Annotated in this window: 5 protein-coding genes, 2 tRNA genes and 3 rRNA genes; 3 read left to right on the forward strand and 7 right to left on the reverse strand. The window is 55.1% G+C overall.

The genetic code is table 11. From position 1 onward, the window contains the following. Positions 1–2: 2 nt before the first annotated feature. A complete protein-coding gene (locus H4V96_RS20340; protein WP_070346074.1) occupies positions 3–2,078 on the reverse strand; it encodes a molybdopterin oxidoreductase family protein in 2,076 nt (691 codons plus the stop codon). Positions 2,079–2,283: 205 nt separating this feature from the next. On the opposite strand from H4V96_RS20340, the gene H4V96_RS20345 reads away from it, so the two are divergent. Beyond that, on the forward strand, positions 2,284–3,477 hold the full coding sequence (locus H4V96_RS20345; RefSeq protein WP_196855697.1) for a M20 aminoacylase family protein: 1,194 nt from the start codon (positions 2,284–2,286) through the stop codon (positions 3,475–3,477). A gap of 1 nt (position 3,478) precedes the next feature. On the opposite strand, the gene H4V96_RS20350 is transcribed toward H4V96_RS20345, so the two are convergent. After that, positions 3,479–4,363: an NAD(P)-dependent oxidoreductase gene (locus tag H4V96_RS20350; RefSeq protein ID WP_280721201.1), complete on the reverse strand. Its 885-nt coding sequence runs from the start codon at positions 4,361–4,363 to the stop codon at positions 3,479–3,481. A gap of 102 nt (positions 4,364–4,465) precedes the next feature. Between H4V96_RS20350 and H4V96_RS20355 the strand changes: the two genes are divergently transcribed. Then, positions 4,466–5,038: an acyloxyacyl hydrolase gene (locus H4V96_RS20355; protein WP_280721130.1), complete on the forward strand. Its 573-nt coding sequence runs from the start codon at positions 4,466–4,468 to the stop codon at positions 5,036–5,038. Between the two features lie 160 nt (positions 5,039–5,198). On the opposite strand, the gene rrf is transcribed toward H4V96_RS20355, so the two are convergent. The 5 genes from rrf to H4V96_RS20380 all read right to left on the reverse strand — a co-directional run bounded on the left by rrf (position 5,199) and on the right by H4V96_RS20380 (position 10,506). Further along, a 5S ribosomal RNA gene (rrf, locus tag H4V96_RS20360) occupies positions 5,199–5,311 on the reverse strand. Between the two features lie 137 nt (positions 5,312–5,448). After that, positions 5,449–8,426: ribosomal RNA gene (locus tag H4V96_RS20365) — 23S ribosomal RNA — on the reverse strand. 258 nt (positions 8,427–8,684) lie between these two features. Next, a tRNA-Ala gene (locus H4V96_RS20370) sits at positions 8,685–8,760 on the reverse strand. A 40-nt stretch (positions 8,761–8,800) separates the two neighbouring features. After that, positions 8,801–8,877 (reverse strand) — tRNA-Ile (locus H4V96_RS20375). 98 nt (positions 8,878–8,975) lie between these two features. Continuing rightward, positions 8,976–10,506: ribosomal RNA gene (locus H4V96_RS20380) — 16S ribosomal RNA — on the reverse strand. Together the 16S, 23S and 5S rRNA genes with 2 tRNA genes alongside form the textbook arrangement of a ribosomal RNA operon. A gap of 665 nt (positions 10,507–11,171) precedes the next feature. Here H4V96_RS20380 and H4V96_RS20385 point away from each other — a divergent pair. Beyond that, the gene (locus tag H4V96_RS20385; protein ID WP_196857147.1) at positions 11,172–13,097 is read left to right on the forward strand and encodes a sigma-54-dependent Fis family transcriptional regulator; all 1,926 of its coding nucleotides are present in this window, start codon (positions 11,172–11,174) and stop codon (positions 13,095–13,097) included. Positions 13,098–13,142 lie beyond the last annotated feature (45 nt).

Raw genomic sequence — 13,142 nt, forward strand, 5'->3', positions numbered from 1 at the left:
GGTCAGGCAACCTTTTCCACTTCGACCAGCGTATCGTAAAAGGTCGGCGCGCGGCCCATGTCCGTCAGGCGCTGGCTCGTCACCTCATTGGCGTTCTTGCCATCGCTGGCGAGTTTCTTCCACCACACGGACAAGCCCACCACCAGGCCCCGCCTTGCCTTGTCCGTGATCCTGGCCTTGGCGACAAAACTGCCGCGGTCATTGAAGATACGTGCCATGTCGCCGGCCGCCAGGCCGCGCGCGGCAGCATCGTCGGGATGCATATCGAGGTGCGGCTCGCCTTCGGCCGAGCGCAGGCTGGTGACGTTGACGAACGTGGAATTGAGGAAATTGCGCGCCGGCGGCGAAATCATGGCCAGCGGGAAACGCGCCGCCAGCGCAGGATTGCTGGCCAGCGATTCGTGCGGCGCAATATACGTCGGCAAGGGGTCGAGTCCCGCCTGCGCCATGGCGCTGGAATAAAACTCGCACTTGCCCGATGGCGTGGGGAACCCACCCTCGGCAAATGGTGCCTCAGGCATGGCCAGCTTTTGCCAGCCCGTGCGTTTCAGCGATTCCCAGTCGAAATGCACGGCGCGCGCATCCGTCGCATCGAAGGCCTTGGCCGCCAGCGCATCATCGCTTTCCTGGAAACACGGGTCATCAAAGCCCATGGCTTGGGCCAGCAGGCGGAAAATTTCCGTATTTGCCTTCGCTTCGCCCAGCGGCGCCACGGCCGCGTTGTTCGCCATCATGTACAGATGGCCGTAGGTGGAGTGCGCATCGACGTGTTCCAGCTGCGTGGTGGCGGGCAGCACGATGTCGGCGTAATCGACGGTATCGGTCTGGAAGTGTTCAAGCACGACCGTAAACAAATCTTCGCGGGCAAAGCCCTGCGCCACCTTGGAGGAATCGGGCGCTACCGCCAGGGGATTCGAGTTGTACACGATCACGGCTTCCACTTGCGGGCCGAACTCGGGCGAGCTTTCTTTCAATAAATCGTCGCCGATGGTGCTCATGTTGATGGTGCGCGGCGTGCCTTTGAGCAAATCGGGGCGCTGCAGAGCCTTGCGATTGACGGGGAAGGAACCCGAGCTCGACAGTTGCATGCCGCCGGCCGGATGGCGCCACGCACCCGTCAGGGCCGGCAGGCAGGCGATGTTGCGCACGGCCATGCCACCGCCATGCACGCGCTGCACGCCGTAATTGGTACGGATGGCGGCGCCCTCGCCAGAACGGCAGGCCTGGCCGTACAGGCGCGCAAGTTCCACTACCTCGGCCGTCGTGATGCCGCACACCTCGGCCACGCGCTCGGGCGGCCATTCCAGCGCCCGCTGTTGCAAGGCAGCGTAGCCTACGGTATAGCGTTCAATGTAGTCATGATCGAGCATATCTTCCGCTATCAAGACATGCATCAAGCCCAGCGCCAGGGCCGCATCGGTCCCCGGCAGCAAGGCGATGTGCTGATGGCACTTTTCGGCCGTCAGCGAGCGATACGGGTCGATGGCGATCAGGGTGGCGCCATTGCGCTTGGCCTCCTGCGCGCGCATCCAGAAGTGCAAGTTCGAGGCGATCGGGTTACCACCCCAGATGATGATCAATTTTGCATTCTGAAATTGCTCCAGGTCCGTGCCGATGCTGGCGCCCACCGTATAGCGGTAGCCCGTGGTGCCAGCCGAGGCGCAGATGGTGCGGTCGAGCAGGGATGCGCCGAGCTGGTTGAAAAAGCGCGACGACATCGACTCCCCCTGCACCAGGCCCATGGTGCCGCAATAGCTGTACGGCAAGATCGCCTGCGGATCGCGCGCGGCGATCGGTTTCAAGCGCGCCACGATGGCCTGCAATGCTTCGTCCCAGCTGATGCGCTCGAACTTGCCTTCCCCCTTCTTGCCCACGCGGCGCAGCGGATGCAGCAGCCGGTCCGCATGGTAGGTGCGTTCCGTGAAGCGCGACACCTTGGTGCACAGCACCCCAGCCGTGGTCGGGTGGTCAGGATCGCCCTTGACGTTTGTTGCCACGCCATCGGTCACGGTGACGAGCAAGGCGCAGGTATCAGGGCAGTCGAGCGGGCAGGCGGCGCGCACTTGGGTGGTGGTCATGGTGCAATCCAAAAACGTTGGTGGAAGGCGTTACTGTAAACCATTGCGCACACTTGCTGTTGGCGCTTTAGCAAGCTGAGCCGTCCGCTGGATTTACCCATCAAACAAGGGCTACAATGCATCATTAGCCGAGCCTGTTTTTGATCAAGCAGCTGCGGCCCGGTGCGCCACAGATGCCGCGCGCCAGCATCCACAGGAGAGTCCGATGAAATTAGTTGATCCCATCTTGGCGTTTCAATCCGAGCTGCAAAGTATCCGCCGCGATCTGCACGCGCATCCTGAACTATGCTACGAAGAACAGCGCACCTCGGACGTGGTCGCCGCCAAATTGACGCAATGGGGCATCCCCGTGGTGCGCGGCCTGGGCCGCACTGGCGTGGTCGGCATCATCCAGAATGGCAGCTCCAAGCGTGCCATCGGTCTGCGCGCCGATATGGATGCCTTGCCCATGCAAGAAATGAATACCTTCGAGCATGCCTCACGCCACCCGGGCAAGATGCACGCCTGCGGTCATGACGGTCACACGGCCATGCTGCTGGGTGCCGCCCATTACCTGGCGCAGCGCCGGCATTTCGACGGCACCGTATATCTGGTCTTCCAGCCGGCAGAAGAAGGCGGCGCCGGCGCGCGCGCAATGATTGCAGACGGCTTGTTTAGCCACTTTCCCATGGACGCCATCTACGGCATGCACAACTGGCCAGGCGCGGAAACAGGCACCCTGAGCGTGGTGGAAGGGCCGATGATGGCCTCCAGCAATGAATTCCACGTCACCGTCAAAGGCAAGGGCGCCCACGCAGCCCAACCGCACAAGGGCATCGATCCCGTGATGGTGGCGGTGCAAATCGCGCAAAGCTGGCAAACCGTCATCACGCGCAACAAGAGCCCGCTCGACACGGCTGTACTGTCAATCACGCAAATCCATGCGGGCAGCGCGACGAATGTGATCCCCGATGATGCCAGCCTGGTCGGCACCGTGCGCACCTTCACCACGCCCGTACTGGACCTCATCGAAGAGCGCATGCGCGAGATTGCCGTACACACGGCCGCCGCCTTTGGCGCGGAGGTCGATTTTCACTTCAAGCGCAACTATCCGCCACTGGTCAACCACGCCAAGGAAACGGCGTTTGCCGTCGAAGTGATGAAAAGCGTGGTGGGGGCCGACAAGGTTAATGCGAATGTCGAACCGACCATGGGCGCGGAAGATTTCGCCTTTTTCCTGCAAGAAAAGGCCGGCTGCTACATCTTCATCGGCAATGGCGATGGCGAGCACCGCGATGGCGGCCACGGCCTGGGTCCGTGCGTCTTACACAATGGCAGCTACGACTTCAACGACCATCTACTGCCCATCGGTGCCAGTTTTTGGGTCAAGCTGGCCGAAGCGAGCTTGCCCGTCGCCTGATTCAGCTCAGCTTATCCGGGCCGTCACCGAGGCGCTGGCCCGGATTCAACGCTTCCAGGGCCAGCAAGGCAGCCGCATGGTCCGCCGTCGAATACCTTTCGGCGATGGTTTCATAACGCTGCGTCACCAGTTGCGTCACCGGCAAGGTGATGCGGGCCGCTGCGGCCGCTGCAAGGATGTTGTGCATATCCTTGACCTGGCTTTTCACTTGCCCACCAGCAACAAAATTTCGCTCCAGCATGCGCTGGCCATGAACGTCCAAAATCTTGCTTTCGGCAAAACCGCCACGGATGGCTGCCCGCACGGCCGCCGCATCGGCGCCGGCCGCCTGCGCCAGCAACAGCGCTTCGGCCACGATGGTCAAGGTGGCGCCGACGATCAGCTGATTGCACAGCTTGGCAACTTGCCCGCTACCGGCCGGCCCCACCAGCGTCGGGCGCCCCATGGCCGACAGGATAGTTTCGACACGTGCATAATCGACGCTGCTGGCACCAGCCATGATGGCCAGGGTGGTAGCCTGCGCGCCGCCGACGCCGCCCGACACGGGCGCATCCATGAAGGCATGGCCTGCAGCGTGCAAACTGGCATGAAATTGCTGGGCTTCGGATTGCTTGGTGGAACTCATATCGATCCACATCGTACCAGCGGGCAAGGCCGGCAACGCCTCTTGCAACACCTGCGCCACGATGGGGCCGGCTTCCAGCATCGAGATAACCACATCCGCGTCGCTGACCGCTTCAGCAATCGAAATGACGGCTTGCGCACCCGCCGCACACAGGACTTGGGCCTTGCTGTGCGTGCGATTCCAAACTGTGACATTATATCCAGCGCATAGCAGGCACCGGACCATAGGATCACCCATCAGACCGATACCAAGAAATGCGATTTTTGTAGAGAAGGTCAATTGAAATCCTGATATCAAAAAGTGACGAAAGCAGTATGCAAAACAAGGTGCCTGTACAACAATAGCCTATCGGCCAATTTTACGATGAAAGCCTCTATGTTCTTCAAAAAGAATCTCCTCAAATCCATTGCCGCCATTGCCGCGCTGATGGCCGCCAACGCCGGCTTTGCCGCCGACGACAAACTGATTGACTCCGTTTACGGCGAATATGCCAAGGGAGTCAAAGTGCAGATGCTGCGCGCTGGCGTAACGTCGAACTGGGATAAGGCCTGGTTTGTATCGAATGGCACACAACTGAGCGGTTATTGGGATGCCAGCATTGGCGGCTGGGATGGCAAAAGCTATCGCAACGTCCCTGGGCAGCATCAAAAATTGTGGGATCTGGGCTTCACTCCGGTGTTCCGCTTCGAAAACACGAATAAGCTGGGATTTTATGCAGAAGGCGGTATTGGTGTACACATGCTGTCCAAGCTGTACAACAACGACGATAACCGCCTGTCGACCCACTTTCAGTTCGGCGACCATATCGGCGTCGGCTATGTGTTCAATAACAAATGGGAAGTCGCTGCGAAAATCCAGCATTTCTCGAATGGCGGCTACAAAAAGCCTAACAGTGGCGTTAATTACATGAACGTCAAAGTCGCGTATCACTTTTAATCGATTGGATACCTGACAAAGGCAGCGCATAGCGCTGCTTTTTTTCGTCTGCTGAATAGCTAGGCTAACATTAAAACCAACAGACGAAAAAAAACCCCACCATTGCTGGCGGGGTTTTTCTCTAGGTGCAACAGCCGGGGGCTGTTGCACCAAATAACAAGCCTGACGATAACCTACTTTCACACTGGTTGCAGCACTATCATCGGCGCAAAGTTGTTTCACGGTCCTGTTCGGGATGGGAAGGGGTGGGACCAACTTGCTATGGTCATCAGGCATAACTTGTACTGGCGCTTGTTCTCGGTAGAGCAACAAGGCCTGAATCTGGAAGAAGCAAAGATTTTTGGGTAATGAATGGTATCAACAAACTCACAACGTTGTACCGTCTTATCCTCTGTACCTGCTAAGGTTATAGGGACAAGCCGTACGGGCAATTAGTACTGGTTAGCTTAATGCATTACTGCACTTCCACACCCAGCCTATCAACGTCCTGGTCTCGAACGACCCTTCAAAGAGCTCAAGGCTCTGGGAAATCTCATCTCAAGGCAAGTTTCCCGCTTAGATGCTTTCAGCGGTTATCTCTTCCGAACTTAGCTACCCGGCAATGCCACTGGCGTGACAACCGGTACACCAGAGGTTCGTCCACTCCGGTCCTCTCGTACTAGGAGCAGCCCCCTTCAAATTTCCAACGCCCACGGCAGATAGGGACCAAACTGTCTCACGACGTTTTAAACCCAGCTCACGTACCACTTTAAATGGCGAACAGCCATACCCTTGGGACCGGCTACAGCCCCAGGATGTGATGAGCCGACATCGAGGTGCCAAACTCCCCCGTCGATATGAACTCTTGGGAGGAATCAGCCTGTTATCCCCAGAGTACCTTTTATCCGTTGAGCGATGGCCCTTCCATACAGAACCACCGGATCACTATGTCCTACTTTCGTACCTGCTCGACTTGTCAGTCTCGCAGTTAAGCACGCTTATGCCATTGCACTATCAACACGATGTCCGACCGTATCTAGCGTACCTTCGAACTCCTCCGTTACACTTTAGGAGGAGACCGCCCCAGTCAAACTGCCTACCATGCACTGTCCCCGATCCGGATAACGGACCAAGGTTAGAACCTCAAACAAACCAGGGTGGTATTTCAAGGTTGGCTCCACGAGAACTAGCGTCCCCGCTTCAAAGCCTCCCACCTATCCTACACAGATTGGTTCAAAGTCCAATGCAAAGCTACAGTAAAGGTTCATGGGGTCTTTCCGTCTAGCCGCGGGTAGATTGCATCATCACAAACATTTCAACTTCGCTGAGTCTCGGGAGGAGACAGTGTGGCCATCGTTACGCCATTCGTGCAGGTCGGAACTTACCCGACAAGGAATTTCGCTACCTTAGGACCGTTATAGTTACGGCCGCCGTTTACTGGGACTTCAATCAAGAGCTTGCACCCCATCATTTAATCTTCCAGCACCGGGCAGGCGTCACACCCTATACGTCCACTTTCGTGTTTGCAGAGTGCTGTGTTTTTATTAAACAGTCGCAGCCACCAGTTTATTGCAACCCTTTCACCCTCATGGAGTAAACCAATCAAGCTACCGGGGCGTACCTTTTCCCGAAGTTACGGTACCAATTTGCCGAGTTCCTTCTCCCGAGTTCTCTCAAGCGCCTTAGAATACTCATCTCGCCCACCTGTGTCGGTTTGCGGTACGGTCTCGTATGACTGAAGCTTAGAGGCTTTTCTTGGAACCACTTCCGATTGCTTCGTGAACAAGTTCACTCGTCTCAACCCCTTGAATTGCGCGCCCGGATTTGCCTAAGCGCCTTCTATGAGCCAAAAACCAACTATTCCAACAGTTGGACAACCTTCCGCGATCCGTCCCCCCATCGCATCATACGACGGTGCAGGAATATTAACCTGCTTCCCATCAGCTACGCATCTCTGCCTCGCCTTAGGGGCCGACTCACCCTGCTCCGATGAACGTTGAACAGGAAACCTTGGGCTTACGGCGTGGAGGCTTTTCACCCCCATTATCGCTACTCATGTCAGCATTCGCACTTCTGATACCTCCAGCATCCTTTACAAGACACCTTCGCAGGCTTACAGAACGCTCTCCTACCATATGTGCGCTCCTTTAAATACACTCGATGTTCGCAAGAGCTTTGGTCTCTACTAACTTGCTTCGCAAGTAAGTATTGCCCAGCTCTGCTCTATCAATGCGCTTAAAGGAGCGCACATATCCGCAGCTTCGGTGACTGGCTTAGCCCCGTTACATCTTCCGCGCAGGACGACTCGATCAGTGAGCTATTACGCTTTCTTTAAATGATGGCTGCTTCTAAGCCAACATCCTGACTGTTTTAGCCTTCCCACTTCGTTTTCCACTTAGCCAATCTTTGGGACCTTAGCTGGCGGTCTGGGTTGTTTCCCTCTTGACGCCGGACGTTAGCACCCGACGTCTGTCTCCCAAGCTCGCACTCATCGGTATTCGGAGTTTGCAATGGTTTGGTAAGTCGCAATGACCCCCTAGCCATAACAGTGCTCTACCCCCGATGGTGATACTTGAGGCACTACCTAAATAGTTTTCGGAGAGAACCAGCTATTTCCAAGTTTGTTTAGCCTTTCACCCCTACCCACAGCTCATCCCCTAATTTTTCAACATTAGTGGGTTCGGACCTCCAGGGCGTGTTACCGCACCTTCATCCTGGCCATGAGTAGATCACTTGGTTTCGGGTCTACACCCAGCGACTGATCGCCCTATTCGGACTCGATTTCTCTACGGCTTCCCTATGCGGTTAACCTTGCCACTGAATGTAAGTCGCTGACCCATTATACAAAAGGTACGCAGTCACGGAACAAGTCCGCTCCTACTGTTTGTATGCACACGGTTTCAGGATCTATTTCACTCCCCTTCCGGGGTTCTTTTCGCCTTTCCCTCACGGTACTGGTTCACTATCGGTCGATTACGAGTATTTAGCCTTGGAGGATGGTCCCCCCATATTCAGACAGGATGTCACGTGTCCCGCCCTACTTGTCGTACGCTTAGTATCACCAGTCTGATTTCGAATACGGGACTATCACCCGCTACGGTTCCTATTTCCAGAGGATTCTTCTATCAGTCCGACTATCACGTACAGGCTCTTCCCATTTCGCTCGCCGCTACTTTGGGAATCTCGGTTGATTTCTTTTCCTGCAGCTACTTAGATGTTTCAGTTCGCCGCGTTCGCCTTGCATACCTATGTATTCAGTATGCAATACCCTAAAAGGGTGGGTTGCCCCATTCGGAAATCTGCGGATCAAAGTGTGTTTGCTCACTCCCCGCAGCTTATCGCAAGCTACTACGTCCTTCATCGCCTGTAATCGCCAAGGCATCCACCATGTGCACTTATTCGCTTGTCCCTATAACGTTAGCCTCTCATCATTTGCATGATGAAAGAGCGCTACAGGGATAAGAAAGTACAACGTTGTTGCTTGTTTGTTGATACATACAATCATTACCCATCAAGTCGCCTCATGCATTGCTGCACGCATAGACTTGATCAATAAATAATCTTTACTTCTTCCAGATTGTTAAAGAACGAAACAGCTTTGATCGCTAAAAGATCAAACCTAAACCACAGTCTTGTTGACTGGCTTACGTTTGCACTTTCAAAGTATTGGTGGAGGATGACGGGATCGAACCGACGACCCCCTGCTTGCAAAGCAGGTGCTCTCCCAGCTGAGCTAATCCCCCGGGAATTATGTACTAATTAGCTGGTAAGGCTTGTTTTTTCTGGTAGGGCTGGTTGGACTCGAACCAACGACCCCCGCGTTATCAACACGGTGCTCTAACCAGCTGAGCTACAGCCCCAACGCGGAACTACTACGACTACTGTTTCTTCTTAATTAAACAGCCGATAAGTGTGAACATTTGATGCGTGAATCATTACTGATTCGTGCAAACTCTAGAAAGGAGGTGATCCAGCCGCACCTTCCGATACGGCTACCTTGTTACGACTTCACCCCAGTCACGAATCCTACCGTGGTAAGCGCCCTCCTTACGGTTAAGCTACCTACTTCTGGTAAAACCCGCTCCCATGGTGTGACGGGCGGTGTGTACAAGACCCGGGAACGTATTCACCGCGACATGCTGATCCGCGATTACTAGCGATTCCAACTTCATGCAGTCGAGTTGCAGACTACAATCCGGACTACGATACACTTTCTGCGATTAGCTCCCCCTCGCGGGTTGGCGGCGCTCTGTATGTACCATTGTATGACGTGTGAAGCCCTACCCATAAGGGCCATGAGGACTTGACGTCATCCCCACCTTCCTCCGGTTTGTCACCGGCAGTCTCATTAGAGTGCCCTTTCGTAGCAACTAATGACAAGGGTTGCGCTCGTTGCGGGACTTAACCCAACATCTCACGACACGAGCTGACGACAGCCATGCAGCACCTGTGTACTGGTTCTCTTTCGAGCACTCCCAAATCTCTTCAGGATTCCAGCCATGTCAAGGGTAGGTAAGGTTTTTCGCGTTGCATCGAATTAATCCACATCATCCACCGCTTGTGCGGGTCCCCGTCAATTCCTTTGAGTTTTAATCTTGCGACCGTACTCCCCAGGCGGTCTACTTCACGCGTTAGCTGCGTTACCAAGTCAATTAAGACCCGACAACTAGTAGACATCGTTTAGGGCGTGGACTACCAGGGTATCTAATCCTGTTTGCTCCCCACGCTTTCGTGCATGAGCGTCAATCTTGACCCAGGGGGCTGCCTTCGCCATCGGTGTTCCTCCACATATCTACGCATTTCACTGCTACACGTGGAATTCTACCCCCCTCTGCCAGATTCTAGCCTTGCAGTCTCCAATGCAATTCCCAGGTTGAGCCCGGGGATTTCACATCAGACTTACAAAACCGCCTGCGCACGCTTTACGCCCAGTAATTCCGATTAACGCTTGCACCCTACGTATTACCGCGGCTGCTGGCACGTAGTTAGCCGGTGCTTATTCTTCAGGTACCGTCATTAGCAAGAGATATTAGCTCTCACCGTTTCTTCCCTGACAAAAGAGCTTTACAACCCGAAGGCCTTCTTCACTCACGCGGCATTGCTGGATCAGGCTTTCGCCCATTGTCCAAAATTCCCCACTGCTGCCTCCCGTAGGAGTCTGGACCGTGTCTCAGTTCCAGTGTGGCTGGTCGTCCTCTCAGACCAGCTACTGATCGATGCCTTGGTAGGCTTTTACCCTACCAACTAGCTAATCAGATATCGGCCGCTCCACGAGCATGAGGTCTTGCGATCCCCCACTTTCATCCTTAGATCGTATGCGGTATTAGCGTAACTTTCGCTACGTTATCCCCCACTCTAGGGTACGTTCCGATATATTACTCACCCGTTCGCCACTCGCCACCAGAGCAAGCTCCGTGCTGCCGTTCGACTTGCATGTGTAAGGCATGCCGCCAGCGTTCAATCTGAGCCAGGATCAAACTCTTCAGTTTAATCTCTGTTACTTTGCCGTTTTACCGGCACCATCATTGCTGATGGGTCGCTCACTCAAAAAACTGACAGGCCACTACTTTCGTAGCGCCTATTTCATTATTTCTTGTGAACATTTGATATTTTAAGTTTTACAACGATCCGAAGATCGCTGCTGCACTTACATCAAATGCCCACACTTATCGACTGTTAATTGTTAAAGAACTGTATCCGTTACTACTTTCGCGCTATCGACAAAGCGTTGTGTTTGTCAGCTGCGAAGAAGAAGGAGTATGAAGCATTTCGCTAAATCCGTCAATCTTCTTTTTTACCCTGCTTTACTCTGCATTTACATGCGTCGTTCCGCGAGGGGGCGAATTATAGCCCTAGCCCGCTCGCCCTGCAAGGGGTATTTTTCCACTCCATAAAGGAGCCCTTATACCGCACTCGCTTGGCATGCCCATGCACTGCCCAATAAGGGGAGCAGTTATGGGACTGACAGCAACAATGGATATAGCCCAGTTCACTTTGCTTTGCTCGCGTCTGTGACCGGTGCTACATTGTGTAACACTCTCGATATTCAAAAGAGCGCCGCAGTACAGGGCCCAACGGAGGCAAGGAGATCATGTATCAACCGTCAACTACTTACCGTAGCGCGCCGTTTTCATCCATAGCGGATGGGAACGCCATGCCAGCAGGACTGGACAGGGTCCCCGTCATCATCGAAACTTCCCATCAACGCTCAGTCGCCTTTGGCTTGTCGCCCACGGCCACACCCGACTTTACGCCGGCAGGCAAATCCGATCTGTCGTTGTTGATCGAGCAAAATCGCATGCTGCACACGCACGCGTTGCCCGCGATGGAAACCCTGTACCAGCAAATCGTCAACACGCACAACATGGTGATTTTGACGGATGCCCATGGCGTGATCGTGCATTCGCTAGGCGACGATGATTTTCTGGAGAAAGCCAACCGGGTGGCCCTGCAACCCGGCGTAGCGTGGTCTGAACAAAGCCGCGGTACGAATGCCATCGGCACGGCCATCACGGAAAAAGTCCCCACCCTGGTCCATGCGGACCAGCATTATCTGGCCGCCAATCATTTCTTGACCTGCTCTGCAGCGCCGATCACCGATCACCGCGGCAAGGTCATCGGCGTGCTGGACGTGTCGAGCGACCAGCGCAGCTTTCACAAGCATACGATGGCCCTCGTGCGCATGTCGGCGCTGATGATCGAAAATCAGCTGTTTTCCGCCACCTTTGAAGATGCCATCACCGTGCACTTTCATGCCCGCCCCGAATTCATCGGTACCTTGATGGAAGGCATCGCCTCATTTACGCCGGGTGGACGGTTTTTATCCGCCAATAAGAACGGTTTGTTTCAGTTGGGCCTGTCATTTGCCGCGCTGAAATCACATACCTTCAGTTCCTTGTTCGGCTTACCCGTGTCTGCCCTGTACGACCATTACCGAACGGCCGCACCAGGTCTATTGAACCTGTGCATGCACAGCGGCGTGCGCGTCTACGGTCGCGCACAATTGCGCCTGGCCAATACTGTCTTCCAACGCGGTTTCAATATCAGCACCGAGCATGGCGATATTCGCGCCGTGCCGGCCCAGGTTCTCGCACCGGCCAGCCATGCTGCCAACGCGGCGCGCCGCCTGTCCGGCTTGCGCTACCTGCGCACGGGCGATCCGCAACTAGAGTTGGTGATCGACAAGGTCAGCAAGGTATTGGGGCGCGATATTCCCATCCTCGTCATGGGTGAAACGGGGACCGGCAAGGAATTGCTGGCACAAGCCATTCACAACGACTCGCCACGCGCCTTGGGACCGTTTATCGCTGTCAATTGCGCATCGATACCGGAAACTCTGATCGAGTCCGAGCTGTTCGGCTATGAAGACGGGGCGTTTACGGGGGCGCGCAAGAAAGGTGCTATCGGCAAGATTTTACAAGCCAATGGCGGCACTCTATTTCTCGATGAAATCGGCGATATGCCCTTTGGTTTACAGGCGCGCCTGTTGCGCGTGCTGCAAGAACGCATAGTCACGCCGCTAGGTAGCAGCAAGTCGATTACCGTGAATGTGGAACTCATTTGCGCTACGAATCATAACTTGCGAGAACGCATGGCCAAGGGCTTGTTTCGCGAAGACTTGTATTACCGCCTGAACGGCTTGGTGGTCAAACTGCCGCCGCTACGCGAGCGCACAGACCTGGACACGGTCGTAAAAAAGATACTCGCAACGGTAGCGCCCGACACGCGCTATACGCTGACACCGGACATCCTGCGCATGTTCCACCTGCATAAGTGGCCTGGCAACTTCCGCCAGTTGACCAATCTGTTGCGCACGGCCATCGTCATGGCTGGCGACGAGCATGAAATCTGTTTGCGCCACATGCCAGATGATTTCCTCGACGATATTGAGATGACGCAAGCCCATGCCGCCAGCCCAGGCGCGGATTGCATGATCGCCGCCGGCGCCAACCTGGAAGAGATGGAACAAAATGTGATCCGCAAGTCGCTCGATGCGCATGGAGGCAACGTCTCGGCCACGGCCAGGGCCCTGGGCGTATCGCGCAACACGATCTATCGCAAGCTTCCACATCTGAAATAGTTTATAGCAGATGCGGAAAGAAGTGCGACGTCTTGCGCTGCCCAT

Source organism: Janthinobacterium sp. CG_23.4, from assembly GCF_029892305.1.
Lineage (GTDB): Bacteria > Pseudomonadota > Gammaproteobacteria > Burkholderiales > Burkholderiaceae_D > Janthinobacterium > Janthinobacterium lividum_D.

Bases quoted from the DNA above. Each gene is read 5' to 3' on its own strand.
- H4V96_RS20355 (WP_280721130.1), top strand. From the start codon at position 4,466: ATGAAAGCCTCTATGTTCTTCAAAAAGAATCTCCTCAAATCCATTGCC.
- H4V96_RS20345 (WP_196855697.1), top strand. From the start codon at position 2,284: ATGAAATTAGTTGATCCCATCTTGGCGTTTCAATCCGAGCTGCAAAGT.
- H4V96_RS20385 (WP_196857147.1), top strand. From the start codon at position 11,172: ATGCCAGCAGGACTGGACAGGGTCCCCGTCATCATCGAAACTTCCCAT.
- H4V96_RS20340 (WP_070346074.1), bottom strand. From the start codon at position 2,078: ATGACCACCACCCAAGTGCGCGCCGCCTGCCCGCTCGACTGCCCTGAT.